22 protein-coding genes and 1 tRNA gene are annotated in these 26,789 nt (G+C 44.2%); 15 read left to right on the top strand and 8 right to left on the bottom strand.

Annotated features, from left to right (window positions below):
- Positions 1 to 184: 184 nt before the first annotated feature.
- From Q1A86_RS19895 to rfbD, 5 genes are all read left to right on the top strand, one after another.
- Positions 185 to 994 carry a phosphate/phosphite/phosphonate ABC transporter substrate-binding protein gene (locus Q1A86_RS19895; RefSeq protein ID WP_299810794.1) on the top strand — a complete coding sequence of 270 codons (810 nt, stop codon included), beginning with the start codon at positions 185 to 187 and terminating at the stop codon, positions 992 to 994.
- Entirely contained in the window at positions 994 to 4,530 is a 3,537-nt protein-coding gene (locus tag Q1A86_RS19890; RefSeq protein WP_299810791.1) for a PAS domain S-box protein, read from the top strand. The genes Q1A86_RS19895 and Q1A86_RS19890 overlap by 1 nt, the downstream gene beginning before the upstream one ends.
- 123 nt (positions 4,531 to 4,653) lie before the next feature.
- A complete protein-coding gene (locus Q1A86_RS19885; RefSeq protein ID WP_299810788.1) occupies positions 4,654 to 6,126 on the top strand; it encodes a sigma-54 dependent transcriptional regulator in 1,473 nt (490 codons plus the stop codon).
- 124 nt (positions 6,127 to 6,250) lie between these two features.
- Positions 6,251 to 7,000, top strand: coding sequence for a phosphatase (locus Q1A86_RS19880; RefSeq protein ID WP_299810785.1), 750 nt, complete (start codon positions 6,251 to 6,253; stop codon positions 6,998 to 7,000).
- Between the two features lie 65 nt (positions 7,001 to 7,065).
- Complete coding sequence (gene rfbD / locus Q1A86_RS19875; protein ID WP_299810782.1) at positions 7,066 to 8,145, top strand: dTDP-4-dehydrorhamnose reductase; 1,080 nt, start codon at positions 7,066 to 7,068, stop codon at positions 8,143 to 8,145.
- Positions 8,146 to 8,454: 309 nt separating this feature from the next.
- On the opposite strand, the gene Q1A86_RS19870 is transcribed toward rfbD, so the two are convergent.
- Entirely contained in the window at positions 8,455 to 9,921 is a 1,467-nt protein-coding gene (locus Q1A86_RS19870; protein ID WP_299810779.1) for a capsule assembly Wzi family protein, read from the bottom strand.
- A 444-nt stretch (positions 9,922 to 10,365) separates the two neighbouring features.
- Between Q1A86_RS19870 and cysQ the strand changes: the two genes are divergently transcribed.
- The 4 genes from cysQ (at position 10,366) to Q1A86_RS19850 (ending at position 14,254) form a co-directional block, all read left to right on the top strand.
- Positions 10,366 to 11,154: a 3'(2'),5'-bisphosphate nucleotidase CysQ gene (cysQ, locus tag Q1A86_RS19865; RefSeq protein ID WP_299810776.1), complete on the top strand. Its 789-nt coding sequence runs from the start codon at positions 10,366 to 10,368 to the stop codon at positions 11,152 to 11,154.
- 116 nt (positions 11,155 to 11,270) lie between these two features.
- On the top strand, positions 11,271 to 12,176 hold the full coding sequence (mak, locus tag Q1A86_RS19860; RefSeq protein ID WP_299810773.1) for a fructokinase: 906 nt from the start codon (positions 11,271 to 11,273) through the stop codon (positions 12,174 to 12,176).
- A 502-nt stretch (positions 12,177 to 12,678) separates the two neighbouring features.
- The gene (locus tag Q1A86_RS19855; protein ID WP_299810770.1) at positions 12,679 to 13,503 is read left to right on the top strand and encodes an ElyC/SanA/YdcF family protein; all 825 of its coding nucleotides are present in this window, start codon (positions 12,679 to 12,681) and stop codon (positions 13,501 to 13,503) included.
- A gap of 76 nt (positions 13,504 to 13,579) precedes the next feature.
- Entirely contained in the window at positions 13,580 to 14,254 is a 675-nt protein-coding gene (locus Q1A86_RS19850; protein ID WP_299810767.1) for a DUF2982 domain-containing protein, read from the top strand.
- Between the two features lie 96 nt (positions 14,255 to 14,350).
- Here Q1A86_RS19850 and Q1A86_RS19845 read toward each other — a convergent pair whose 3' ends face one another.
- The 4 genes from Q1A86_RS19845 to galU all read right to left on the bottom strand — a co-directional run bounded on the left by Q1A86_RS19845 (position 14,351) and on the right by galU (position 17,705).
- The gene (locus Q1A86_RS19845) at positions 14,351 to 14,776 is read right to left on the bottom strand and encodes a polymer-forming cytoskeletal protein (protein ID WP_299810764.1); all 426 of its coding nucleotides are present in this window, start codon (positions 14,774 to 14,776) and stop codon (positions 14,351 to 14,353) included.
- Between the two features lie 102 nt (positions 14,777 to 14,878).
- Positions 14,879 to 15,358, bottom strand: a complete 480-nt coding sequence (napF, locus tag Q1A86_RS19840) for a ferredoxin-type protein NapF (RefSeq protein WP_299810761.1) — start codon at positions 15,356 to 15,358, stop codon at positions 14,879 to 14,881.
- Positions 15,359 to 15,736: 378 nt separating this feature from the next.
- A complete protein-coding gene (gene galE, locus Q1A86_RS19835; RefSeq protein ID WP_299810758.1) occupies positions 15,737 to 16,756 on the bottom strand; it encodes a UDP-glucose 4-epimerase GalE in 1,020 nt (339 codons plus the stop codon).
- A gap of 40 nt (positions 16,757 to 16,796) precedes the next feature.
- Positions 16,797 to 17,705 (bottom strand): UTP--glucose-1-phosphate uridylyltransferase GalU, encoded by a 909-nt coding sequence (galU, locus tag Q1A86_RS19830; RefSeq protein WP_299810755.1) that lies wholly within the window; start codon positions 17,703 to 17,705, stop codon positions 16,797 to 16,799.
- A gap of 498 nt (positions 17,706 to 18,203) precedes the next feature.
- Here galU and phhA point away from each other — a divergent pair, with 498 nt between their 5' ends.
- From phhA to maiA, 5 genes are all read left to right on the top strand, one after another.
- A complete protein-coding gene (gene phhA / locus Q1A86_RS19825) occupies positions 18,204 to 18,995 on the top strand; it encodes a phenylalanine 4-monooxygenase (RefSeq protein WP_299810752.1) in 792 nt (263 codons plus the stop codon).
- Between the two features lie 84 nt (positions 18,996 to 19,079).
- Entirely contained in the window at positions 19,080 to 19,418 is a 339-nt protein-coding gene (locus Q1A86_RS19820; RefSeq protein WP_299810749.1) for a 4a-hydroxytetrahydrobiopterin dehydratase, read from the top strand.
- A 542-nt stretch (positions 19,419 to 19,960) separates the two neighbouring features.
- Complete coding sequence (gene tyrR / locus Q1A86_RS19815; protein ID WP_299810746.1) at positions 19,961 to 21,502, top strand: transcriptional regulator TyrR; 1,542 nt, start codon at positions 19,961 to 19,963, stop codon at positions 21,500 to 21,502.
- Between the two features lie 285 nt (positions 21,503 to 21,787).
- Positions 21,788 to 22,774 carry a fumarylacetoacetate hydrolase family protein gene (locus tag Q1A86_RS19810; protein WP_299810743.1) on the top strand — a complete coding sequence of 329 codons (987 nt, stop codon included), beginning with the start codon at positions 21,788 to 21,790 and terminating at the stop codon, positions 22,772 to 22,774.
- Positions 22,775 to 22,899: 125 nt separating this feature from the next.
- Positions 22,900 to 23,550, top strand: a complete 651-nt coding sequence (gene maiA, locus Q1A86_RS19805; protein ID WP_299810815.1) for a maleylacetoacetate isomerase — start codon at positions 22,900 to 22,902, stop codon at positions 23,548 to 23,550.
- A gap of 113 nt (positions 23,551 to 23,663) precedes the next feature.
- Here the strand turns inward: maiA and Q1A86_RS19800 are convergent, their stop codons facing one another.
- Entirely contained in the window at positions 23,664 to 24,545 is an 882-nt protein-coding gene (locus Q1A86_RS19800; protein WP_299810740.1) for a LysR family transcriptional regulator, read from the bottom strand.
- Between the two features lie 205 nt (positions 24,546 to 24,750).
- On the opposite strand from Q1A86_RS19800, the gene Q1A86_RS19795 reads away from it, so the two are divergent.
- Complete coding sequence (locus Q1A86_RS19795) at positions 24,751 to 25,980, top strand: MFS transporter (protein WP_299810737.1); 1,230 nt, start codon at positions 24,751 to 24,753, stop codon at positions 25,978 to 25,980.
- 115 nt (positions 25,981 to 26,095) lie between these two features.
- Here Q1A86_RS19795 and Q1A86_RS19790 read toward each other — a convergent pair whose 3' ends face one another.
- Both Q1A86_RS19790 and Q1A86_RS19785 read right to left on the bottom strand, forming a co-directional pair.
- Positions 26,096 to 26,323 carry a hypothetical protein gene (locus Q1A86_RS19790; RefSeq protein WP_041410880.1) on the bottom strand — a complete coding sequence of 76 codons (228 nt, stop codon included), beginning with the start codon at positions 26,321 to 26,323 and terminating at the stop codon, positions 26,096 to 26,098.
- A 281-nt stretch (positions 26,324 to 26,604) separates the two neighbouring features.
- Positions 26,605 to 26,680 (bottom strand) — tRNA-Val (locus Q1A86_RS19785).
- Positions 26,681 to 26,789 lie beyond the last annotated feature (109 nt).

Below are 26,789 nucleotides of genomic sequence, written 5' to 3'. Positions count from 1 at the left end.
GGTGTTGATTTCTGGATTTTTACCCGCTTTCCGCCTACGTGGAGCTGAGTCACTCTGTCTATTCATGTTTTGGCATAGGGATTGCTGTATCTAATTAATGGATTTAAACAGATGCTAGGAATGAAGTGTGATGTCTAAATTTTGCTCGTTTCCAAAAGTCATTGTTTTATATTGGGTTACTTTCATGACTTACTCTAGCGCGACCATCAATGCAGCCGATGTTGAACCTAAGGTGTTAACCTTTGGAGTAGTGCCCCAGCAGGCAGCTAGCACCTTAGCTAAGGGGTGGGCACCGGTTTTAGCTGAATTATCGCAAAATGCGAGATTTGATTTGCAATTTGCAACTGCGCCAGACATTCCGACCTTTGAAATGCGTTTAGCTAAGGGCGAGTATGATATCGCCTATATGAACCCTTATCATTTTACTGTGTTTAAGGAGTCTCCTGGTTACATTGCATTAGCTAAGGAGCAAGATAAATATCTGAGGGGGCTAATTGTTGTTAAGAAGGGCTCTGGGTTAACTGAACTAAGGGAGCTTAATGGCAAGTCATTAGCATTTCCGGCTCCAGCGGCTTTCGCGGCTAGTGTTATTCCTCGAGCGATTTTAAAACAAGAAAAGATAGTTCATAGCACTAAGTATGTCGGCTCCCACGACTCAGTATACCTTGCTGTAGCTCAAGGGCTTGTCGATGCTGGTGGCGGCGTAGGGCGTACCTTTAACAATATGGACAGTGATGTCACCAAGCAGCTTAAAATCCTATGGCAAACCCCCGGTTACACCCCACATGCTATCGCGACTCATCCAAGAGTCACTCAAGAAACTCGAGATCAATTGATGAAGCAATTGCTAGCGCTTTCTACGACGAGTAGAGGCCGTGAACTTTTGAGTGGCTTAGGGTTTAAAGCCATGGAGGCGGCACAAAGCAGTGACTGGGATGATGTTCGTGCATTATCGCTGAGCGAGCTTAATGAGCCGTTAAAGGAGATTAGGTAGTGTCATTTCGAATAAAGACCATTCTTGGGATCGGAATAATCGAAGGCCTGTTATTGATGTTGCTGGTCTATACCAGTGTCGATTATCTGAAAACCTCAAATCAAGCAGAGATCGAAAAGCGAGCCAACTCTACAGCGTCTCTTTTTGCTGCTGCGGCAAAAGATGCGGTGATCAGTAGCGACCTGTCGACGCTAAATGTGCTCGCGAATGAGCTGTTAACCACTTCGCAGGTGCTCTATGTCAATATCTACGATCAAAGCCGATTACTGGTTAGTGCCGGTACTGATGATGGTGACTCTGTCGCCTCATTAGACAGCGGGATTGTTAATGTGGATGACGGTATCTTAGACATAGAAAGAGGCGTGCAAGAGTCGGGGTTTAGTTATGGGAGGGTCGAACTGGGTTTTGATACCGCGCAGCTAGATAGCTTTATTACCGATGCTAGAACACGATTCTTAACCATTGCTGGTATCGAGATGTTTTTGGTCGCGCTGTTCTCTTGGTTATTAGGTCACTATTTAACGCGTAACTTGGCACTGCTTAAAACCGCATCTCAGCGGATCCTATTGGGAGATTTGCAAGTTCAAATTCCTGTTACAAGTGACGATGAGATCGGCAAGACTATGCTAGCTTTTAATCAGATGGTTAAAAAAGTTGCCGAGAAGAATCAGGATCTAGAGAGCGCCAATGTCAGGCTGAATACGATTTTACAAACCGCCATTGACGGTTTTTTTATCGTCAATACTCAGGGCTTGATAGAGCAAGTAAACCCTGCTGTGAGCCGTTTATTTGGTTATAGCTCATCGGATCTTATTGGCAACAATGTATCAATGTTAATGCCGCCGAAAGAACAGAAAATGCATGATGAGTATATTCGTCATTTTTTAGAAGGGGGCGAAGCTAAAATTATCGGCAAAGGCAGGGAATTAGTTGCCAAGAAAAAGGATGGTAGCCTTTTTTCGGTTGAATTATCTATCTCTAAAATGTGTATCGATGGTGAGGTGCTCTTTTTAGGCTTAGTTAAGGACTTAAGTGATGTTAAATGTGCCCAGATCGCGGCCCAAAGGACAGAGTCGATTCTGTTAGCGACATTAGAAGGCAGTAAAGATGCGTTAGTGACGATTGATATTACAGGTGAAATCCAAGAGGTGAACGATGCGGCTTGTTTGCTGTTTAAGTTTCATTCAGAACAGATGATAGGCCAGCAGATGGAAACGATCCTCTTTAGCGCAGATGAGAAGAAGTGCTTTCACGATATTCTAGAAGAGTATCGAGTCACTGGTGAAGGGCAGGCAATTAAGCATTCTACCCAGATGAAAGCGAATCGTTCCGATGGTAAGAAGGTGGCCATTGAGCTGACGTTAATCCCAGTACAGCTAGGACGAGAAATGCTATTGACTGCATTTATTCGAGATATCTCGCGTCGAATGGAGCATGAAGCTCAGCTCAAGTTGGCCAAGGAGCAAGCAGAGCAAGGAAGTGAAGCCAAATCTCGTTTTCTAGCGACCATGAGTCATGAGATCCGCTCACCTCTTAACGCAGTATTGGGAAGTGTCGAATTAATTTTGGACTCAACACTGAACAAAGAGCAGCGTATATATGCCAATACCGCCAAGGAGGCTGGTACGGCATTGTTGAGTACTATTAATGATATTTTAGACTTCTCTAAGATTGAAGCCGGGCAAATGGTGTTAGAAGAGACAGCTTTCTCTCCTGCTAAACTGGCGACACAAGTGCTACAGGTATTGTCAGCGAAAGCACAAGGTAAGGGCGTTTCTCTGGGACTCTTTGTCGATCGAAATGTGCCTGAAGAACTAATCGGTGATGGGAAGAGATTACGACAGGTGCTGCATAACTTGGTCGATAATGCGATTAAATTTTCATTTTCAGGATGTGTCGCTATAGAGATGTGTCTAGCAGATCCTGATGAGGCTCGGTTGTGTTGTAAAATATCAGATCAAGGGATTGGAATAAGTGAAGAGTCCCAGTCGATTCTATTTGAAGAATTTAGCCAAGTACATGATACCCATAATACAAACTATAGTGGCACAGGGCTTGGCTTGGCGATCTGTGCCGAGCTGGTCAATCAGATGGGCGGACATATTGGGGTCGAGAGCCTGCAAGGTAGAGGGAGCTGCTTTAGTTTTGACCTATTACTTAAATATGTTGAGAGTGATAATTCAAAATATTCGCCGATGCCATTTACGGCAATACCAATAGAATCTCGAGTGCTTCTAGTGCACCTAGATAAGACTTATAGTGAGTTAGTAAGAAGACAATATAGCCAATATGATGTGACTACAGTTTGTGTCGATAGCGTGGAAGCTCTGCTTGATACTTTGAAGGTAGCAGGCAAGTTTAACTTGCTTCTTATTGATGAGCTTTGCCTATCTGATATAAGTGTTAAACAAGTTAACCTGATCAAGAGTGATTATTTGCACGATGAAGGTCTGATAGCGGCGTTAATGACAACGGTATTCCCCGAGGCTTCTAAGTCACTAAAAGATGTCGGATTCGATCAAGTGATTAATAAACCTTTGAGCCGAGATATGATGCTTGGTCTGCTCCGTGGCGAGCTGGAGTCATTATGTCAGGAGGCTCAAGATAAAATTGTAATGCCTTTAACCCATGGGGCACATTTACCGATTCTTCTTGCAGAAGATAGCCTCGCAAATCAAGTTGTTGCCAGTGCAATGCTGAGTAAGGCTGGCTTCAAAGTAGAGATAGCCAATAATGGTCTCGAAGCGTTGGCAATGGCAAGCACTAAAGATTATGGCCTTATTTTAATGGATATGAGAATGCCTGATATGGATGGCATCGAAGCGACACAAAAAATATTACAGCGTCGCCCCTCTCAGGTTGTGATAGCCATGACGGCAAATGTGCAAAAAGAGGATGTAGAGCAATGCATGAATGCCGGTATGAAGGATTTTGTGCCAAAGCCTGTTAATCGAATGAATCTTGTTAATGTAGTAAATCAATGGATTGTATCGAATAAGGAAGGGGCTATAGTTAAGTTTGAAGACGGTCAAGAATACCATCATGTTGATAGCCATCGTATCGATGGCGCCAAGGTTGTGCCGTTTGACCGAGTTAAGAGAGCAAAGAATGAGAGTGGTAAAGTGACACCACTACCGAACACTCACCAAGGGAATGAGAAAGGAATGACTATCATTGATGAGGCCGTTCTTAATGAGTTAACTATCATGCTTAGTGAAGAAGCGATGAATAGGATGATTACGGTTTTCTTAACTGAGGCTGAGGAGCGAGTAAACACCCTAAATTTTTTGGTTGCAGAACATAGTAATGGGGAGCAATGGGATTTCACTGAAATCGATCTTCAAGCACATACACTTAAAAGTAGCTCTGGAAGTTTTGGTGCCATCGCACTGTCTATTGCGGCCGAGAAATTAGAGTTAAGCGCTAAAGCCAAAGATGTTAATCAAGCGCCGCTATTGCTCGATGAAGTAATAGCGACGGGGCAATTGACTATCAAGCTATTTAAGCAACGCTTTGAATCGAAACACCAAGAGTAATTACTGCTAGACTTATTACTATTAGACTTACCACTATGAGTTGGTGACAACTATGAGCTCAACTTTTGGAGCTAAAATGGATTGTTGCCGATAGCGGTTTAATTTTCAATAGGCTGATTTTATATGGATATAACAAGCTCATTTACCACATTACTTGTTGAAGACAGTATGTCTCTAGGAGCGCTTTATACGGAATATTTGCGCACAGAGGGAGCTCGAGTGACCCATGTTAACCATGGGATCGATGCACTAAATGAACTCAAACGCTGGCAACCCGATCTGTTGGTGCTCGATATTCAACTCCCCGATATGTCTGGGATGGACATATTAGAAACTGTACAGCAGGATCACCCTGATATTACCGTCATTATGATCACCGCTCATGGATCTATAGATCTTGCCGTTGACGCTATGCGTTCGGGGGCGTTCGACTTTCTCGTTAAACCCTTTGATGCAAAACGTTTATCTATTACCGTTCGTAATGCCTTAAAACAGCGCCAGCTAGTGAATCTTGTCGCTAAATATGAGAGCTGCCTACCTAAGCCGCATTATATGGGCTTCATAGGGGAATCATTGGCGATGCAAACCGTATATAAAACTATCGACTGTGTTGCAAGCAGTAAAGCCTCAGCTTTTATTATTGGTGAAAGTGGTACGGGCAAAGAGGTGTGCGCCCATGCCATACACAATGCGGGGAATCGAAGTGATGGGCCATTTGTAGCTTTAAACTGCGCCTCAATCCCTAAGGACTTGATTGAAAGTGAGATTTTTGGTCACACTAAGGGGGCGTTTACTGGTGCGGTAGCCAATAGAGATGGAGCGGCGACACGAGCGCATAACGGCACGCTTTTCCTCGATGAGATCTGCGAAATGGATCTTGAGCTGCAGAGCAAACTGTTACGCTTTATTCAAACTGGTGTGTTTCAGCGCGTTGGCGGCACCAAAGAGGAGAAAGTGGATGTAAGGTTTGTTAGTGCAACCAATCGAATGCCGTGGGATGAAGTTAAAGCGGGGCGTTTTAGAGAAGATTTATTCTATCGCTTACATGTGATCCCAATTGAGCTGCCGCCGCTTAGAATGCGTGGCAAAGATATCTTGTTACTCGCATCTAGCCTGCTCAAAGAATACAACAAAGAAGAGGGCAAGAGGTTTAAGGGATTTAGCCGAGAAGCTAAGCAATGCTTAAAGTCTTATCAATGGCCAGGTAATGTTAGGCAACTACAGAACGTGATCCGCCAGATAGTGGTATTAAATGACTGTGAGTCGGTTGAACTCGATATGTTGCCAGTACAACTGACAACGGCTTCTAAATCCAATGGGAAAGCGGCTGACACAGAGTTAACGTCCCCTTCTTTTCTTGATGGAATGGAACAAGTTACTTTTTCTAAAGAGGCGCAATATGCAGTGAAAGTTGCAGATGAGAAGAGTGATGAGATAGTACCGTTATGGAAGACAGAGAAGCTGACCATTGAAAATGCTATCGAACGCTGTGACGGTAATGTGCCAAAAGCTGCAGCACTGCTAGATATTAGCGCATCAACTATCTATCGCAAACGTCAGACTTGGGATGAGTTAGAAAACAGCTTAAGCCACTAAAATGTTTGATGATCTTCTAGGTTACTAATGTTTTAAGCTTATCGATAGAGCTCGCGTAATGAAAGGAGTAGACTAAGGGTCTACTCCTTTTTGTTTAAAGCTTTTTTGCAGTGAAGAGAACGCTATGAAATATCTTGTTGATACCCATACTCACACGATTGCTTCGACCCATGCTTATAGTACGTTGCAAGAATATATTGCGATGGCTAAACACAAAGGGATTAAGCTATTTGCTACCACAGATCATGGTCCCGATATGGCCGATGCACCGCATTTTTGGCACTTTGTTAATTTACGAGTCTTGCCACGAGTCGTTGATGGCGTGGGGATTTTACGTGGTATCGAAGCCAACATTAAAAATGTGGTCGGAGAGATAGACTTTTTCGGCGATTACCTACAAGAGCTCGATATTGTACTAGCCGGTTTTCATGAACCCGTTTTTGCCCCAAGCGATAAAGCAACTCACACCGCGGCAATGATTAATTGTATTAACAGTGGTCATGTGGACATCATTACTCATCCTGGAAATCCTGCGTATCCTATCGATATAACTGCAGTCGCTCAGGCCGCCGCCGAGAATCATGTCGCGCTAGAGATCAATAACTCTTCATTTTTAAACTCTCGAAAAGGTAGCGAGCATAACTGTTTGGCGATTGCCAAGGCGGTAAAAGAGGCTGGTGGACTTTTAGTCATGGGTTCTGATTCTCATGTGGCCTATAGCCTAGGTGATTTCACTCAGGCAAAGATCATTATCGAACAAGCAGATTTTCCTATTGAGCGTCTACTCAATCGTAGCCCCGAAGCATTGCTTGCATTTTTGTCTGCACGAGGCCATGGCTCACTCGATGAATATTCGGTTTTACTCGAAAGCTAAAATTAAAGCTAAGCAAACAGTGAAAAGAGGGAAGGAATAGCTAAACGAGTGAAGAGATAAACAAGATGAAAATTCTTATTACGGGGGCAAATGGTCAGTTAGCGCAGGCGTTGCTGTCGATAGCTAAGCTTGCCCAGAGCGATGCAGAGTTATCTGCTGCCGAGCAAATGTTGCTGCACTTATTACCCGAATCTAAAACCTGTATCGCAGCGACTGATGAAGTGATTGGCGTTTCTCATCAAGCGCTGGATATTGGTGATATTGATTCAATACGAAGAGCGCTCGATATTATCGCTCCCGATGTTGTGATTAACTGTGCGGCCTATAATGCCGTCGATAAGGCCGAGATTGATATCGACAGAGCTATGGCTGTCAATGCGCTAGGCCTTAAGTTACTCGCTAGTGAATGTCGGCTTAGAGACCTTAAGTTAGTGCATATTTCGACAGACTTTGTGTTTGACGGAGAGTTATCACGCCCATATACAGAGCAAGATCTGCCTTCTCCTTTATCTGTTTATGGTAAAAGTAAAGGTGAAGGTGAGCGCTGGGTCAGTGACATATTAGGTGAGCAAGCAACGATTATTCGCACCTCATGGCTCTATAGTTGTTATGGCCATAATTTTGTTAAAACAATGCAGAGTTTATTTAAGGCAAAAGAGAGTTTATCGGTTGTTAGTGATCAATTAGGTAGTCCAACCTGGTGTGAAGCGCTCGCGGTGGTTATCCTGATGCTGATTAAGCAAAAAAAGCTATCGAATACGAGCAATGGCAATAGTGTGAGCAAGAAAGAGACATACCTGTCACAACCAACAATAGGAGCCGCTGATTTATATCACTACGCTGCTGGCGCTAGTGTTTCATGGTATGAGTTTGCGTGTGAGATCCAACGTCAGACATTGGCTATTGAAGAGTCGGCACCGAATACTGCGGCATGCCACATACAGCCTATTACGACTCAGGCTTGGCAAGGGGAACATGCAAATCGCTTAGCTAAAAGACCCGTACAGAGTGCCTTGAATGCAGCAAAAGTGTGTCAGCAATTAGGTATTATGCAGGGGAGCCTACTTAGCGCCAGCTGGCAAACGCAGCTACAAGCTATGATTGACTATCAAAAGGTTAAAAGCGAAGAAGGTACTAGGTACTAGGTTCTAGGAAAAGCAGGTTCTAGGTAAAGGCTAAGACGGTACAAGCTAAGACGGTACAAGCTAAGACGAAAAAGCGGAACGGCCAGTGGACTTACGTAAACGGAACGGTCGCACACTCACTGTAACAGGATAGAAGGGCGCTATGCTTCTAGGGGAAGCTAAGGCGGTTAAAAGCCGGAAAAGCAGGAAAACAAAGAAGTGGACGATACGGTGCTCTGTTTTTGCCTTTCCTAGCTGGGCGAAGCCGCCCTAGCAGTGAGCTTGCGAAAGTCCTAGGATCTTCTTTTAGACCTAGGACCTTCTTAGAAATTAAAAACTTCTTTCCCAACCGGCGTAAATCGTAGTATCCCAGTCATCACCACCAGAGGTCATATATTTGCTATAGCCCACGGTGCCACCGACCTTTAAGGTACCTTGATAGAAAGGTCTATGGTAGCTAGTATCAAACTGGTATACGCGCTCATATTCGCCAGGAGACACAGGATTACCTCCAGATGGGTTGCCTGTATCTGTACCGTCGGTATTGAGTCTTAACCAGCGGAACTTGTTACTGATGTTTTGCCCACCACCTAGCTGAGTGATGCCGCCAATAACGAGTGTCGTTGCGTCATTGTCATAGGTGCTGCCTAGGCTTTTTCCATAGTAACGATAGCCATCTTGATAGAAACCATGTTCATAGAGGCAGTTATAGGCATTTGAATCGACGCCGCAGGCCACTTGAGTATCTGAGTATTCAACAAACACACGGGTATTGATATCTGCTAAGAAAAAGTCAACGCCGCCCATATTCGCTGAGTTGATTAGCTTGTTCTTACCGTTGTGGTAATCTTCGTGAATACGCTCGTAGTAGATCCCGTAAGGAATGCCAAAGGCGGTATCAGACCAGCGGAAATCATAGCCTGCAAGCATATTTTCTTGGCCGTTTTCAATTTCACCTTCGCTCATGCCGCCATTAAAGAGGCCGTCCCACCAGTCGCCTAAGCTGTTACCGTAACCTTCACCGCCCCATTGCATGGTCCATGAGAAACCCACTTCAAGTTTTGAGATAGGTCGTAATGTTCCGCGGGCGCCCCAATGTTTAGCTTCCGGTACATAGCGGTCGCTTTCCATCTGGCTAAATGAGGTGGTAAAGGTCCATGGGCCAATCCAGTTAAGCCATGGGGTTTCAAATGCTTGGCTGTTGTTACGGCTTAGCGTCATTCCAGGCATAGGTCTAGCGTTGGTGGTTTGAATAAGGCCACTATCCCAGCCCGGTCCCCAATATTTCTGTTGAGCGCCAGCACTAACAATCCAGTTACCTAGCATGACGGCTGCGAAGCTGTTGTCTAAGCGTGTGCTGTTACCATCGATAGGATCATAGTGGTAACTTGCCGCTAAGCGACCGCTAAACCAATCTTTAGTCACTTCGGCTGACACTGCGGCTTCGGCTTTATCGCGATAATCTTGGCCAAAGCCAATAAAGCGGGTGGTATCAGAGCCGCCAGCAAGTTCTATTTTGCTGCTCATACCGCGATGGTCATGATCATATGCACTTACGACTCTATCGAATGCATCACGCTGAAGATCGGATAGAGTATTCTGATCTGCCTTGTCCATATCTTGTTTAATCCCATCCCACATTAGCGGGTAAGTGGTGATGGGCTGCACAATCACGCCTGTATCAGACAGGAGTTGAATGTCGGCTCTTAGTGGTAAGTCAGTGGGTTCAACCCACCAAGCAGCTTGCACTGAGCTGCAACTAAGCAGTAATAATCCAGATAGTAATTTAAGTTTCATTGGGATCCCTTTTATCAATGAGGCGCATTTTAGAGGATTTCACTGCTGGCAGGTAGTATTAAGGCGAATGAATTGGTCATTCGACACAAAGTGTGACAGCTTGAATGTCGGTTAAAGCTAACAAGGTCTTAGGTTTTAGGAAAAACAGGTTCTAGGTACAAGCTAAAGCGGTTACAGCAAAGACGGGGTAAGCAAAGATGGAACGGCCTAAGGCTTACAGAACGCTGTCCGTCCGCACTGCGGAGCACTCTAGGACCTAAAATCTTATATATTTAGGTCGAAGGCCGTCCTAGCAACGAGCTGGCGAACGTCCTAGATCTTAAGCTCTATCACCCTCTCTTAGTCTGTTTTAACCCTAGATTGATTTTTTGGTTATTAATTTTTATGGTTAAATACTGGCATAATAGGAATATTACCTTCGATAAATTATAGAGATAACTCACATTGAGCCAGATATTTAAACAGGAGTGGCTAGCACCACTGGTAGATATTGCGACTGAAGCGGGTGACGCCATTATGGCCATCTATGGGGAAGAGGATTTTGGGGTTGTGACAAAGGCTGATGATAGTCCTGTTACTGCTGCTGACCTTGCCAGTCATAGAGTTATCGTTGAGCGGTTGCAGCAGCTGACACCCAATATCCCCGTGATGTCTGAAGAGTCGACAGGTATCGAGTGGCAACAGAGACGTCATTGGCACGCTTATTGGTTGATTGACCCACTCGATGGCACCAAAGAGTTTATCAAGCGTAATGGCGAGTTTACGGTAAATATTGCCTTTATTGAACATGATAGAGCGGTAGCGGGTGTGGTATACGCGCCAGTACTGGATAAGTGTTTTTATGGTGAAGTCGCCAGTGGCGCCTGGTTAAAACATGCTGGAGAACTGGTTAGATTAACCAAGGCTGAACGCTTAAAAAGTGCGCCTCCGAGGATTGTTGGCAGCCGTTCTCATTTAAGTCCAGGTTTACAAACATATCTAGAGCAGATTGGTGAGCACGAAATGAAAAGCGTCGGCAGTTCACTTAAGTTTTGTCTTTTGGCTGAGGGTGAGGCCGATATTTACCCTCGCTTAGGGTTGACCAGTGAGTGGGATACCGCAGCGGCGCAGGCTGTATTGGAAAGTGCAGGTGGACGGGTGCTGCAATATGACACTAATCTTCCTCTTAATTACAATCAAAAACCTGATATTCTGAATCCTTATTTTATTGCCTATGCGCCTCACTGGGATTGAACTAAATTGACTTTGGCCATGTCAACTTTAGCTATGTTGGTGAAAGAGGCGAGCCTGAATGAAAGGCGACTCTCGATTTAAATATTAAAACGAATCAAAACACCTTAGGAGAGAAAATGTTACGGATAGGCGTTGATCTTGGTGGTACAAAAATTGAAGTTGTAGCACTTAACGAGCACGGTGAAGAGCTATTTCGTAAACGTCAGCCGACTCCTAGAGAATATAAGGCAACGCTCGATGTGATAGAGGCCTTAGTCGCTGAGGCTGAGCGGAAACTTGGGCAAAAAGGCACGGTTGGCATTGGGATCCCTGGGGTTGTTTCACCTTTTTCTGGACTCGTTAAAAACGCAAACTCGACTTGGATTAATGGTCACCCATTGGATATTGATTTAGCTAAGCGTTTGGATCGAAAGGTGCGAGTGGCGAATGATGCAAACTGTTTTGCGGTCTCTGAAGCGGTTGACGGTGCTGCTGCTGGAAAGGCCTTTGTCTTTGGCGTGATAATTGGTACTGGATGTGGAGCTGGCATTGCTATTAATGGCAAAGTCCATGGGGGAAGTAATGGTATTGGCGGTGAATGGGGGCATAACCCTTTACCGTGGATGACTCCTGAAGAGTTCAACTCAACTAGTTGTTTTTGTGGTAATAAAGATTGTATTGAGACTTTTATTTCTGGAACTGGCTTGGTAAGGGATTATCAACTTGCAGGTGGCGATGCCGATAGTGGCTTTGAGATCGCAGCGCGAGTGGAACAAGGTGAAGTTCTGGCTACGGCCACGTTTGATCGCTATCTAGATAGACTGGCACGCTCTTTGGCTCATGTTATCAATGTGCTGGATCCTGACATCATAGTGTTGGGAGGCGGAGTATCGAATATTGATAGTATTTACTCTCGACTTCCAGATATTTTACCAAAGTATGTATTGGGTGGAGAGTGCCGCACTGCTGTAGTGCAAAACATGTACGGTAGCTCTTCAGGCGTGCGTGGAGCCGCTTGGTTGTGGAGTAAGGGTGAGGCTTAGTATTGAACGGCTAATTTTATCCGCTATAGAGTCAATGCCAGTCAGTTAAGCCCAAACCTGATTCAAAACAAAAACTAAGAACCTAGCACAAACAGGGGTCTTTGCTTTAAAAGTGATAAACCACGAAGCCCTCACTTCGTGCCCTTTGTGGTCCATTCTTATCTTTCGACGTCATCGACCCCTCTCTGAGTCACCTGCTTAAGTGATCGGCACTAGCTCCGAGAGTGGTCTGTTTTCCACTCTCATATTCTATTGTCTCTATGAAAATATGAGCGATGAGAAGAGCGTTATTTTATCTAAAATGCTTAGTGGAAAACGCCGTTTGCGGGTTGTGCTTATGATAGCGAGCTTTGATACTCTGGCTAAGCCTATCGTGATCAGCTTGCTCGATATTAACGCCATCTATCGATGCTACTTATTTGGGGGATAGGGACGGAGAACATTAATAAATAGAATAACATGCTACACTTGGTGAATATTTTCACCTGATTTTGGCTGCTTTATGTTTTGGTTAAAAAAGATAGTGTCGCAGTTTTTCATGCCAGTCCCTTTAGTGTTGCTGCTTATCGCACTTGCTTATCTAGTTATGCGTAACCGTCAGTCTTCGAGAGCGTTATTAGCCATAACGGCCGCGTTACTGATCACTTTGAGCAGTAGTTGGGGCAGTAATTGGTTGCTCGCACCATTGGAAGATCAATATCCAGTTAATAATCAGCCTATAGCTCATGGCTGCTTGGTGATGGTGCTTGGTAGTGGTCATGATGAAAACGCTAATTTGACCGCGGTACAACAGCTATCAGATACTGCTTTAGCCCGATTGACCGAGGGCGTTCACCAACTCTCTTTAGGTCATGGCTGCAAACTAGTGGTTAGTGGTTGGAGTGGGGGGCTTTCATCTCGCTCACACGCCGACGTGATGTTTGATGCTGCTGTGGAACTCGGTGTATCGCCTAAGGCCATTATTAAATTCCCATTAGCGCAAGATACCATAGAAGAAGCACAATTTATGAAGTGGGAGGTCGAAGATGCGCCTTTTCGCTTAGTCACATCGGCAAGCCATATGCCGCGTGCAATGGCTATTTTTACCAATGCCAAGCTTAATGCGGTTGCTGCTCCTACCGATTTTTCTCAACGAACCTCTTATTGGTGGCGTTTCGATGCCCAGAGTCTGTTGTCATCGCAAAAGGCAATTCATGAATACCTAGGTTTACTCTGGTTTAAGCTCAAACATGAGCAAAAGTTGAGTGAGAGTCCAAATGATAAGAATAAGGCGAGTCATACAGCGGATAACGCTGAAGATGATATCTCTGCTGCGAAAGTGCTTTAACCTTGATAAAATATTGCTATAACTGCCAGAGACTAAATCTAGAACCTTGATTCTAATTGCTAAGAGTACGTAGACCTTGATAAATGAAGCTGTTCTGATCCGCCCCATTATTAAACGCAATGGGTTAACACTGACTTTTGCTGGTGGCCTAGCTGTGGTTGCAGGATTAGGGCTCTTCTTATCCGGAAGTCATCTATTTGCACCTGGAATTATCTGTTTTGCATCTGGCGCAATTGCACTGGTTCTCGGGGGGGCTAAGTTAGTCGAGCCGGAGGTGACGGTAAAATTGACTGATGAGGGTCTGACTTATTTTCACCGTCGTGGCCAGGTTGTTATTGAATGGCACAATATCCAACGTTTCGATCAACCGCGCGTTTCTCAGGGGCTAGACACCCTAGACTTACCTTATATTGGCGTAAAGTTAAAACAGATCAGCCCTGTTTTAGAGTGTATTTCACTGCGGTTAGCTGCGGGCTTATTAACCGAGCAACGTCCCTTGTTGATGACCGCTTCTGCTCAAGATGAAGATTTGTCTGTGTTAGAGGAGCAGATGAGCGCAGAGTTTACGCCTTTTATTGAAAACGATGATCGTTATAAGGGGGTGCTAGCGATGTTTGGCCACCGTTGTCGGTTATTGAATACACACTTAGGCTATCACTTGTTCATCTCAACAGATTCACTCGATAGGTCAGAAATTGAATTTCTCGCTTTACTGAGAGAGTATAAAAACAATAGTTCAGCGCAGTTGTAGAGCGATTGTAGGCAAGTCGTATAGCAGGAGATTTGGATTTAATGCTAGCTAGGATAACGTGATAAAGCTGCTAGCATTAAATAGGCAGGATGGAGGTTAACTAATACTGAGTTCCGCGTCTTCAATCGTTTCTTCTTTAGTTGATTGGCCGTGTTCCTGCTTAGGTACCGAGCTTGAGGGTAAGAAGGCAATGTCATCTCTTACGCGCATTCCGATAAATTGACCGCCTTCAAAAATTTCCATTGACTGGCAATTCACCTCACCATCGACAAGACCTGTGCTGGTAATATTAAGCTTTTCGCAAGTCAGTTTACCGCGAAAAGTACCTGAGACCCTTAGCTCTGCACAGTGAAGCTTACCATCTATAAGGCCACCTTCTTCGATAGTGATATTACTACTGGAACTTACTTTACCAAAGAGTTCGCCAGCAATAAGGGCTTCAGCTGAAAACTCAGTTTCGCCAGTAAATTTGGTGCCTTGAGCAATAAATGTTAACCCGCCGCTTCTTTTTTTTCTAAACATAATGGTGTCACTGTCAGTCTAAGTTGTTTAGATGTTACCTTGAAATTCGAGGAAACAAAACCACTTAAATTTGGCGCTAATATGTCATATTTTTGGCTGTTTTTACGCAGTGCGAACTATAATAGCTGTCGATGGGCAAGGAGCCACGCAAGCACCGCAGCCTGTACAAGCTTCAAGATCGATTTGAGGTAGAGGGGCTTTTCCCACTGCAAGAGTGAAGCTAATTGCGCGGGAGTCACAGGAGTCTTTACAGCTTTGGCACCAGATCCCTAGATATGCCATACAGTTATCTTGGATGTTGGCCTTCACTTGCCACGGCGTGGTGTCAGTATCTTCAAAGAGACCTTCAGGGCAGACATTCGCACACTCTTGGCAGAAGGTGCATTCATCAATCTTAAAGTCGACTTCAGGGAAACCACCATCGCCTTTGACTATGATTTTTGTTTCACAGGCCGATATACACTTATCGCAACGAGTACATTCATCGGTGAATTCGATTGATTGCTTGACCCAAGGAGGACGAACAGCATCATTATTTTTGCGGTTGAAAAGTCTTCTTCTGCTTTGATTAATGCTGCTCATTTATAGGCTCATTTTTAGAAGGTATTAAGATTGTAAGTTTGTTGGCTTACAGGGATTTTAGGTTCTAGAACGTTCGCAGGCTCACTGCGAGGGCGGTTGCACTTCTAGAACCTAGGAAAAGCAAAAACAAAAGCTTGTACCGTTTAGCTTTCTTTCTATTTTTCCAAACCTAGACCCTAGACCCTGCTAGTACTCGAGCCTAGAACCTAGACCCTGCTAGTACTCGAGCCTAGAACCTAGAACCTGCTAGTACTCGAGCCTAGAACCTAGACCCTGCTAGTACTCGAACCTAGAACCTAGAACCAGCTAGTACTCGAGCCTAGAACTTAGAACCAGCTAGTACTCGAGCCTAGAACCTAGCATTATTCTCTAAACTTCTCAGCTTTCAACTGCGTAACCATTCGGGTTGCTAGATTGCCAGTGCCAGCTGCTTTGCGCCATATCATCTATGTTGTGAGTCGCTTGCCAGTTTAACTCTTTATGTGCTTTCTCTGGATTTGCGTAACATGCTGCGATGTCGCCAGCTCTACGTTCAACTAGCTGATATTTAATAGTGGTACCGCTGGCTTTTTCAAAGGCTTTAACCATCTCAAGTACACTGTAACCTTGGCCTGTACCTAAGTTATAGGTAACCAATCCAGACTGGGTGTGTAGCTTATCGAGGGCCCGTAAGTGGCCGATAGCGAGATCGACCACATGGATGTAATCGCGTACACCTGTGCCATCGACCGTATCATAATCACTGCCAAATACACTTAATTGCTCACGCTTTCCGACGGCAACCTGAGTAATAAACGGCATCAGGTTATTCGGAATATCATTGGGATCTTCACCGATTAGCCCACTCTTATGAGCCCCAACAGGATTGAAGTATCTTAATAGGGCGATATTCCAGCTGTTGTCTGAGTGATAAAGGTCGGCAAGTATATGCTCTACCATCAATTTGGACTGCCCGTAGGGATTAGTTGCTCCTGTAGGAAAGTCCTCTGTGATAGGCAGACTGGCAGGATCACCATAGACGGTGGCTGATGAGCTAAAGACTAAGTTCTTAACGTTAAACTCAGCCATGACTTCACATAAGACGATGGTGCCAGTGACGTTATTTTCATAATAACGTAGTGGCTGCGCCACTGATTCACCGACGGCTTTTAGGCCTGCGAAGTGAATGACTGATTTTATATCATGATCTGTAAATAGTTTCTGCAAGAAAGCTCGATTGAGTACATCGCCTTGATAAAAGGTTACCCTTTTACCAGTGATCTGCTCGACTCTTTCTAGCGCCGTAACGCTTGAGTTGCTCAGGTTATCTAAGATAACTACGTTACTGCCATTATTAAGCAGCTCAACAACTGTATGGGTTCCGATATAACCCGCGCCGCCAGTAACTAAAATCGTCATTATTTACAATCCTTTAATCTAGGCTGATGTTCAACAGGCATTAGTTAAGCGACTTAACGATAGCCTTGAGGTACTCGGCAAACTCTGAGCCAATTTCTTTATGACGCAGCGCATGCTCAACATGGGCCTGCATATAGCCTAATTTATTACCGCAGTCATGACTCTTACCTTGCATGTAATATGCGTTGACGGTTTGGTTTTCCATCAACATAGCAATGGCGTCTGTTAGCTGGATCTCATCACCTGCACCGGCCGGTGTTTTTGCGAGATATGACCAGATCTCGGCTGGCAACACATAACGGCCAACCACGGCTAAATTAGATGGCGCATCTTCAATATTTGGTTTCTCTACCAATTGCGTTAGCGGTAGTGACTCACCAGGCTTGAGTTCTGCGCCATTGATATCGGCAATACCGTATTGATTTACAAGATCATGAGGTACGCCTTCAACCATGATTTGACCGACTTCGGTTTTATCATAAAGGGCAACCATATCGGCAAGGTTGTCCTTGCTCAAATCGCTGCTTGCGTCATCGATCAGCACATCCGGTAACAGCACGGCAAAGGGCGCGTCACCTATAATGCTTTTGGCGCATAAAATTGCGTGGCCTAAGCCCTTAGCTTGTGACTGACGTACGCTGATGATGGTGACGTCTTCTGGGCAAATAGCCTGTACTTCGGCCAATAGTTGGCGTTTAACGCGACGCTCAAGCTGAGTCTCTAACTCAAAGCTGGTGTCGAAGTGATTTTCAACTGAGTTTTTACTGGCGTGAGTAACTAAGACAATCTCTTTAATTCCCGCAGCGATAGCCTCGTTGACAACATACTGGATCAGCGGTTTGTCCATAACCGGCAGCATCTCTTTTGGGATAGCTTTAGTGGCTGGAAGCATTCGAGTTCCTAAGCCCGCTACTGGGATAACTGCTTTGCGAATTTTATGTTGTTTCATTCTAATCCTATCTACTCTAAATCAGGAGTTGGCATACAAACCTCCATTCTATACCGAAATAACGCTCAGATGGTGAAGATTTGCTTAAAGCGAGTTGTAAATTAAGTTTATTTGCTATTTTGTGTGAAAGTTGAGGAGCTTATCGGCCTTAAAGCCAATAGCAGCCTGAAAATTAGATTTGCTGATGTTAACTTCAGCAGGAAAATGATGTGATGTTGTAGATGTCGAAAATTTGAAGCTGTATGACCATTGATTCAGCTTGTGTCAATTTCTATATACGCTTCAAGCTTAGGAAAACTCACGATTTAGAGAGGGGAGTACTTCTGTGTGTAACATATCCATTACACTTGATGCTTCTTTGCTGGTGAAGAATAAACTGTGACCGGGTTAACAATTTTGTTGCTTTAGTTAAGTATGAAGTAAGCACTCCTTATCAGCTGTAGAGCATCCGTTTGAAATTTGCTCTGCGCTGCTGGTTAGAATAATGAGTAAATAACTATGAGCAAACAGCAAAATTATACAGCCCGCTTGCCTGATGCCGATGGGTATATTGACTACCCTCAAAATGAGCATGAAATTTGGTCAGAGCTTTATCAAAGGCAGCGAGCCAATTTACCGGGGCGCGCCTGTCAAGAATATCTCGATGGTCTGAATAAACTTGGACTTGCGAGCGATAGAGTACCGCAGCTCTCTGAGGTTGACGATGTCTTAATACAAACGACTGGTTGGAAAACAGCCGCTGTTCCTGCGCTGATCTCATTTGGTAAATTTTTTGAGCTTCTGGCTAATAAATCTTTTCCGGTGGCAACTTTTATTCGTAGCCGAGAGGAGCTGGATTACCTACAAGAGCCCGATATTTTTCATGAGGTATTTGGGCACTGTCCATTACTTACCAATCCATCTTTTGCCCACTTTTCTCACCTCTATGGCCAATTGGGGCTGGCAGCGAGTAAAGAGGAGCGGGTTTTCTTAGCAAGGCTATACTGGTTTACAGTTGAGTTTGGTTTGTTGCGTTCTAAGAGTGATGAACTGAGAATTTATGGCGGAGGGATTTTAAGCTCCCCTGGTGAGACTCTGTATGTTATGGGCCCGGAGCCTGAAATTAGGCCGTTTGATTTAGTTGATGTGCTACGTACACCCTATCGGATTGATATTATGCAGCCAATCTACTACGCCATTGAAGATATTAGCGACTTGGGCACAATCGCCGAGATGGATATTATGGCTGCAGTCAACAAGGCAAAAAAGCTGGGATTATTTTCTGCTAAGTTTCCTACCAAAGCGAGTTAGCTAAGTGGAGCTGCTAGTGGCGTTCCTGTAAAAAATAAACTAGAGCAATTATTTACGTGTTGTAAGAATAATTAAGGAAGAAAGATGACTGAATTAGCGCAAATGAAATGTGAAGCATGTCAGGCTGATGCACCTAAAGTGACTGATGATGAACTGGCGCAGTTAATCGCAAAAATTCCCGATTGGGGCGTTGAGGTTCGCGATAGCGTTATGCAGTTGGAGCGCGTGTATAAGTTTAAAAACTTCAAGTTAGCGATGGAGTTTACGAATAAGCTTGCTGACTTAGCCGAAGCCGAGTTTCACCATCCAGGGATCTTAACAGAATGGGGTAAAGTGACGGTAACTTGGTGGTCGCACTCAATAAAGGGTCTACACAAGAATGACTTTATCATGGCGGCTAAGACTGACACCTTATTTCAGTAAGTTTCAGGATTTTAACTGTTATAAATAGCAGTTTTATTGCAGGATGAATTCGTTAAACCTCCAGTATTACAGGCGTGTTAGTTCCACTGATACGCTTTTATTTTCTTTATGTTACAAATCAGCTGTAAACAAGACTTGCCACAGCAAAGATAAACTTCTAACGTATATACCCAAACGACTTGAACCTGCTCATTTCAGAGGCCTTGCGTGAGTTCAATTCTAGGCGCATTAGCGTAGGAATGGTGACTCCCTTTTAAGCTAGTGCAACAATGAAGTGGGCTTGCGCAAAGCCTTCTTCGATGGGTTTTAATGCACTTTCTGCTGCGTTATTGATCTTGCTAAGGGAACAACCATTAGCTGCAATCAACGCCTTGCTTAAAGCGGATTAAATTCCCACTGAACTCTGCATCTTCAGGTGGCTTGGGTATAGACGATTACAGAAGTGGATGTTGCTTTTAAGGCTACTCCCTAAACCGTACAAACTCACTTCTGATGGTTGTTATATCCCAATAACGAGTATTTAAAAAGGGAACTGCAATAGTATGCGCTTGGAAGTCAGCTGTTTAGACCGAGTGGGTCTCGCCAAAGATATCTTATTGATTATGGAAGGCTATGGGATTAATTTGTTTGCTATTGATGCAAGCAACCAAGGTTTTCTGTATCTACAATTTGCCGAAGTGAGTTTCGATACACTCAGTGAATTACTCCCCCTTATTCGAAAAGTAGAAGGCGTACATGATGTACGGACGGTGTCATTTATGCCGTCTGAACAGGAACATTACGCATTAAAAACATTATTGAAGACCTTACCGGACTCTGTGTTCTCTCTCGATGTCAAAGGACGGATCCGTATCGTCAATGAATCGGCCTTACACACAGTTGGAATGGCCGAGCATGAAGTGATAGATGAGCCAATAAATCATTGGGTGCAGGGATTCAACTTTAGCCGTTGGTTAAGTGAAACAACAGTCCTAGCTCAAGCGACACGGGTGAATATCGGAGAGAATGAATACTTAGCTGAGATGTTACCTATTTATTTACCCGATAGTGGTAGTGAGACACCTATTTTAGCCGGTGCTGTGGTATCGCTGAAATCTCCCGCGCGTTTAGGCAAACAATTTAACGCCTTACAAAATCAGTCTAGTGGTTTTGAGAATGTGCTTGCAACCAGTGACAAGATGAAAGAGGTACTGGTTCAGGCTCGCCGTATGGCACAGCTCGATGCCCCGTTATTGATTACGGGTGAAACGGGGACTGGAAAAGAGTTAATGTCTCGTGCTTGCCATGATGCAAGCATGCGCCGTGAACACCCTTTTATTGCGATTAATTGTGCAGCGATGCCTGACAGCGCCGCCGAAGAAGAGCTTTTTGGCTTTGTTAGCAATGGCAATGTGGTCAAGCGTGGCTTTATTGAGGAAGCAAAGGGCGGAACGATTTTTCTTGATGAAATTGCCGAGATGTCGAAGGCTGCTCAGGTTAAGCTATTACGATTCATACAAGACGGTACCTTTAGACGGGTAGGGGGCGATGAGGAGATCCGCAGTGATGTGCGAATTATCTGCTCGACTCAAAAAAATCTTGCCGAGTTATGCCAAAGTGGCGAGTTTAGAGAAGATCTTTATTACCGTATCCATGTATTGAGTTTCCACGTGCCTTCTTTGCGTGAACGTAAAGTCGATATCATCCCACTGACTGAGATGTTTTTAGAGCATTACAGTCAGCAGCTATCGATCCCAATTCGCCGTATATCAGGTGAGTGTCGTGAGCACCTGTTAGGTTATGCATGGCCTGGCAATGTACGCCAGCTTAAAAACGCGATTTTTAGAGCCGTATCTATGTGGGATGGCAGTGCTGAACTCACGGTTGAACAGCTAAAGCTACCCTCATATGCAGAAGGTTTTGGTTATTTCGACCATCAGTTTGAGGGAAGTCTTGAGCAAGCAATGAAACAGTTTGAAGCCAGCCTTTTGCGAAGACTGTATCCCGCTTACCCCAGTACTCGACAATTAGCTAAGAAGTTAGGCGTGTCTCATACAGCAATCGCTAACAAACTTAGAGAATATAAGATCAACAAGCCAAAGTAGGTGTAAATGAAGTTTGCCGTTGATTGCTGCTTAGGTAGGCAGCTTTCGACCTAAAACATTGCGCTAAGCCTATTATTTATGAGCTGTATCTATAAGTTTACACTGGCGAGGTTAAAGTGATTCAGTGTGATTTTGTTCACACTATTCCACTGAGTAGTGAGTTGATGTCATTCTATAGTCAGTTTTTAAATTATGACCAAGTTTCGATTTTGGTTAACGCTCGCTGCAAACGCAAAATAACAACAACTCGCATCGCAGTTATGCCACAATTTATTAGGAGTTAGGATGAAGTTAGCCAGTTATGATAATGGACGCCGTGATGGTCAATTGATGTTGGTCAGTAAAGATTTGACTAAGGCCGTTGCCGTACCTGCTATTGCTCATACGATGCAACAACTGATGGATGCGTGGGAACTGCTCAACCCACAACTAGTTGAACTGTACGATGCATTAAACAAGGGGATGATGGATAACGCTGTTGATTTTGAGGAGTCTAAGTGCTTGTCTCCGTTACCAAGAGCTTATCAATGGGCCGATGGCAGCGCGTACGTTAACCATGTTGAATTAGTGCGTAAAGCCCGTGGAGCTGAGATGCCAGAAACATTCTGGACAGATCCTCTGGTTTATCAAGGTGGTTCAGACTGCTTTATTGCCCCTAAGGCTGATATCCCGCTTGGTAGTGAAGAGTGGGGCATAGACTTTGAGTCAGAGATTGCGGTGATCACCGACGATGTACCCATGGGGGTAACGGTCGATAATGCCGCGCAGCATATTAAGTTGCTAATGTTAGTGAACGATGTATCACTAAGAAACCTTATTCCTGGTGAGCTTGCTAAGGGATTTGGCTTTTTCCAGTCAAAGCCATCTAGTAGCTTTTCCCCTGTGGCGGTGACACCTGACGAGCTAGAAGATAAGTGGCTGGACTCTAAAGTTCACCTTCCACTAATAACACATTTAAACAGTGAGCTTTTTGGACGTCCAAATGCGGGTATTGATATGACGTTCAACTTTAGCCAGCTAGTTTCTCACGTGGCTAAAACTCGTCCATTGGGCGCGGGTGCGATTATCGGTTCAGGCACTATCTCAAATTATGATCGCAGTGCTGGTTCAAGCTGTCTTGCAGAAACGCGGATGCTTGAGACCATTGCAGATGGTAAACCATCGACATCCTTTATGGGCTTTGGTGATCGTGTTCGTATCGAAATGCTGGATGATGACAACAACAGTATTTTTGGTTCGATTGATCAGCAGGTCGTCGAATACAAAGCTTAATGGTATTTTGTTAGACGACGAGTTTAAAGGCTGATCCTTAGGGGTTAGCCTTTTTGTTATATTTAACTTGGCAAACTCAGTGCTGGACAACGCAAAAGGATGATTGAGATATGGAAACAACTAAGATGAAATTATATGGATATTGGCGCTCCAGCGCCGCTTATCGTGTACGTATTGCCATGAATCTTAAGTCACTTGTAGCCGAGCAAGTCTCAGTACATTTGGTTAAAGATGGTGGTGAGCAACATAAAGATGAATACCAACAGATCAATGCCCAAGAGTTAGTGCCTAGTTTAATTATTGAAAATAATGGTCAGCAGCGCGTATTAACTCAATCCTTAGCCATTATTGAATACCTTGATGAAGTTTATCCAGAGGTGGCATTGCTGCCCTGTTCGTCATTCGATAAGGCTACTGTCCGCGCCATGGCACTTACGGTTGCTTGCGAGATTCATCCGCTGAATAACCTAAAAGTGCTGCAATACTTATCTAGCGAGCTCGCTATCACAGATGAGAAAAAAACGGTCTGGTACCACCGTTGGGTTCAAGAAGGCTTTACGGCCTTGGAAAAGCAATTAGCGCAACATAGTGGGCTTTTCTGCTTTGGTGATAGTCCAAGTCTTGCCGACGTCTGTTTAGTGCCTCAGGTGTATAATGCTAAGCGTTTTAATGTCGACATGAGCCCATACCCTAATATTGAGCGCATAAATGCACATTGCTTAACGTTGCAAGCGTTTATTGATGCTATACCAGAAAACCAAGCTGACGCTAATTAACAGTGTTTCATCAGAAACTCAACGATCACTCTATCAGCTTGGTCAAGCTTGGCTGAACGATGGAGTAGAGCGCTTACCGCAGCATGGGAGTACTAAAAATACTTGGGTCTTTGCTAACGGTTTTGCATCAGAAACTCAACGAACGCCTTATCGGCTTGACTGATAGGGCGTTGCTTCTTCCAGGCGATATGCAAGTCCAAAAAAATAGGTGGATTAAAGGGCTTAGCGTAGATATTGTCGTGTTTTTCTATCACCATCTCTAACACGCTGGTTATTCCATATTCCTGAGCTACGACTTGTTTAATGAGATTAATCAGGTTGGTTTCAAAGGCGATATTTGCTTTAAGACCTAATTTCTCTGCCTGTTCAAGCATCCAATCTCGGTGAAAGTAACCGGGTTTAAAGAATACCAGTTCATGTTGAAAAAACGCTTCAAGAGAAACTGTGGCAGACTCAGCTAAAGGGTGCTCTCTACCTACGGCGACGACCATCTGCTCCTGTAGTAGCAGGTGACTGTCAAACTCATCGGTAAGATCATTGGCGGTAATGATGGCGATATCGACATCTTCATTTTGTAGCATCCTTAGAGTGTCCCGAGTTCCGCCTTCAAACAGGGATAACTTAAGCTCTGAATGTTGGTGACGAAATGCCATTAACCGTCTAGGTAGATAATATGACCCTAGCATACCAGGCACGGCAACTCTGACTTCGCCCATCGTCAGGTTTGCCATCGATTTGATATGTGCTTCTGCTTGCGCCATATTTTTGATTATCAGCTTGGCATGTTGATGTAGAGCACTGCCTTCGGCGGTTAGCGAAAGCGTTTTACTGCTTTTATTTGCCCCTCTATCAACGAGAGTGACCCCCAGTTCCTGCTCGAGGCGTTTAATGCTTTGACTCAATGCAGGCTGAGCCATATTGAGCCGCTCGGCGGCCTTAGTGAAGCTACCTGCCGTAATTAACGCATCTAGGTATTTTAGCTGTTTAATATCCATCTTTGCTCTACTGAGTTTTGCAAATAAGCTAGTCGAATTGAAATCCGTTGGGCTTATTGCTGTTAGTGTATTTTTGTTTGTTCTGAGAATTCTAGCTTAAAAGTTTTATAACAAAAATCAATAACTATGGTGTTTATTAGTTGTTATTTCTATGGGGAGACCACTGCTATTCTATCGAACAATGAGATAATTTGAGTTAGCCCCCATGAATACCCGCATTCAGGCAAAACAAGATGGTAGTGAAACCCGCCTAATCATTGGCTTATCTATTGCTTCAATGGTTATTTTTATTAACTTGTATTTAGTCCAAGGCATGTTACCGCTTATTGCGGATTCATTCTCTGTTGCAACAAGCCATGCAACGTTGTTGTTGTCAGTCACCAGCTTTACCATGGCGTTTTCATTGTTACTATTTGCGGTACTATCTGATCGTGTCGGTCGTAAAAAACCTATCCTGGTGAGTCTGTACCTCTTGGTTGCTCTGGATCTCTGTGCCTTTTTTATCACAGAATTTAATCAACTGATTCAGCTTAGAATGGTACAGGGAGCCTTGCTTGCATCTGTACCTGCTATGGCGATGGCCTATTTTAAAGATGAGCTGGGTAATAATGCCCTGTTAAAGGCAGGTGCAATCTATATCGCGGCTAACAGTGTTGGGGGGATAGCTGGGCGTTTGCTTGGCGGCGCAATGGCACAGTATTTAGATTGGCAACAAGCGATGGCACTACTAACAGCTGTGTCATTAATTGGGACACTTGTTGTGACTTACTTACTACCAAAAAGCCATTTTGAAAAACCTGAGATTGAACTCGGTAGATGGCCGCTCAAGAAAGCTGACTTTTACGGTTTCTGTCATCATTTAGGGGATCCTAAACTTCGGCTTATTTACCTTGTCGGTGGGTTGGCCTTCATGGTGATGGTAAACCAGTTTAGTTATATTCAGCTGCATTTGATGGATAACCCATTTAACTTAGGCCGCTTTGAAGTGACGCTGATATTTCTTTGCTACCTCAGCGGGACCTATGCTTCATATTGTTCGGCTAAATGGCTGGGCAGGTTTGGGCTCAAGATTGTCTTTATCTGCTCCGTGTCGGCGTTATTTGCGGGAACTTTACTCACCTTATTTGATACTTTAGGATCTATATTTGTTGGCTTTTTGCTCTCAGCGTTTGGTTTCTTCCTCGTTCATAGTAGCTGTAACGCTTGGGTTGCTTATAGAGCTAAGCAACATCGTGCCAAAGCCACGGCATTGTATCTATGCAGCTATTACTTAGGTGCTTCAATCGGTGGACCCTATTTACTGCCATTTTGGCTGGTATGGGGCTGGCAAGGTGTAGTGCTAGGATCTTTACTGGGATTGATGGTGTTGGTATTGGTCGTATATAAGCTTGTCCAACCTCAGTCGACATCAGATTCGTTATTGATGGAGCAGTAACGGCAAAATGTCTTGAGAGGAAGGGGGGATCAATATCGGTTTATACCGCAAGTCATGAGCGGGTCTTTAGCTTTATGTTTATCCTGCTTCAAATTCCATACTTGACTCTTCCCCTTTATTTATTGGGAGAGATCTGCTGCATGATCTGGTCACTCGGTAACAATTCAAGGTGACCATTTTCATCAAAATACCAACCTGTTATAAAACCTTTTTGGCGCATTTGAACTAAATTTTTCATCACTGATTTAGCTTCCACCAGTGCAGTATCTTGATCGTATTGGCAAGTGAGTTTTAAGTAGGCCGCAATACTTGCTAATGAAGCGGATTGGCTGACATCTGCCATAAGGTTTGTCCAACGAAGGGTTATCTTAAAAGAATAGTAGACAACAGTGATGAGTGGCAAAAATACCAAGCAAATAATTTAGCGTAAAAGATTGGCAATATGAGAGTGGCTATAGCTTTCGGGTATTACTTTGAGTTTTAGGATTCAAGGTATAAGGGGGATTGGATACTAGATTAAGATGTAACTTTGGTTAGTTGAATAATCGTTTATAGCGGATAAGAATAGAATATACGAATTGGATAAGAATTGATGAAGTAAAACTGAAAAGGGGAGAAGAAGAATGGTGGTCGATACTGGGCTCGAACCAGTGACCCCCTCCTTGTAAGGGAGGTGCTCTCCCAGCTGAGCTAATCGACCTGGGATTTCATAATGTTTTAATTCTTTACGAAAAGAATGGTGGTCGATACTGGGCTCGAACCAGTGACCCCCTCCTTGTAAGGGAGGTGCTCTCCCAGCTGAGCTAATC

The organism is uncultured Shewanella sp., assembly GCF_947497935.1.
In the GTDB taxonomy this organism is placed as follows: Bacteria; Pseudomonadota; Gammaproteobacteria; order Enterobacterales; family Shewanellaceae; genus Shewanella.
Note: the sequence above shows the minus strand (reverse complement) of the source record. Positions and strands in the feature narration are given on the sequence as shown.

Coding starts and splice junctions, on each gene's coding strand:
- Q1A86_RS19880 (WP_299810785.1), top strand. CDS start 6,251: ATGAAATATCTTGTTGATACCCATACTCACACGATTGCTTCGACCCAT.
- Q1A86_RS19845 (WP_299810764.1), bottom strand. CDS start 14,776: ATGTTTAGAAAAAAAAGAAGCGGCGGGTTAACATTTATTGCTCAAGGC.
- maiA (WP_299810815.1), top strand. CDS start 22,900: ATGAAATTATATGGATATTGGCGCTCCAGCGCCGCTTATCGTGTACGT.
- Q1A86_RS19810 (WP_299810743.1), top strand. CDS start 21,788: ATGAAGTTAGCCAGTTATGATAATGGACGCCGTGATGGTCAATTGATG.
- napF (WP_299810761.1), bottom strand. CDS start 15,358: ATGAGCAGCATTAATCAAAGCAGAAGAAGACTTTTCAACCGCAAAAAT.
- galU (WP_299810755.1), bottom strand. CDS start 17,705: ATGAAACAACATAAAATTCGCAAAGCAGTTATCCCAGTAGCGGGCTTA.
- rfbD (WP_299810782.1), top strand. CDS start 7,066: ATGAAAATTCTTATTACGGGGGCAAATGGTCAGTTAGCGCAGGCGTTG.
- Q1A86_RS19795 (WP_299810737.1), top strand. CDS start 24,751: ATGAATACCCGCATTCAGGCAAAACAAGATGGTAGTGAAACCCGCCTA.
- Q1A86_RS19895 (WP_299810794.1), top strand. CDS start 185: ATGACTTACTCTAGCGCGACCATCAATGCAGCCGATGTTGAACCTAAG.
- Q1A86_RS19855 (WP_299810770.1), top strand. CDS start 12,679: ATGTTTTGGTTAAAAAAGATAGTGTCGCAGTTTTTCATGCCAGTCCCT.
- mak (WP_299810773.1), top strand. CDS start 11,271: ATGTTACGGATAGGCGTTGATCTTGGTGGTACAAAAATTGAAGTTGTA.
- Q1A86_RS19800 (WP_299810740.1), bottom strand. CDS start 24,545: ATGGATATTAAACAGCTAAAATACCTAGATGCGTTAATTACGGCAGGT.
- tyrR (WP_299810746.1), top strand. CDS start 19,961: ATGCGCTTGGAAGTCAGCTGTTTAGACCGAGTGGGTCTCGCCAAAGAT.
- galE (WP_299810758.1), bottom strand. CDS start 16,756: ATGACGATTTTAGTTACTGGCGGCGCGGGTTATATCGGAACCCATACA.
- Q1A86_RS19870 (WP_299810779.1), bottom strand. CDS start 9,921: ATGAAACTTAAATTACTATCTGGATTATTACTGCTTAGTTGCAGCTCA.
- Q1A86_RS19820 (WP_299810749.1), top strand. CDS start 19,080: ATGACTGAATTAGCGCAAATGAAATGTGAAGCATGTCAGGCTGATGCA.
- phhA (WP_299810752.1), top strand. CDS start 18,204: ATGAGCAAACAGCAAAATTATACAGCCCGCTTGCCTGATGCCGATGGG.
- Q1A86_RS19790 (WP_041410880.1), bottom strand. CDS start 26,323: ATGGCAGATGTCAGCCAATCCGCTTCATTAGCAAGTATTGCGGCCTAC.
- Q1A86_RS19885 (WP_299810788.1), top strand. CDS start 4,654: ATGGATATAACAAGCTCATTTACCACATTACTTGTTGAAGACAGTATG.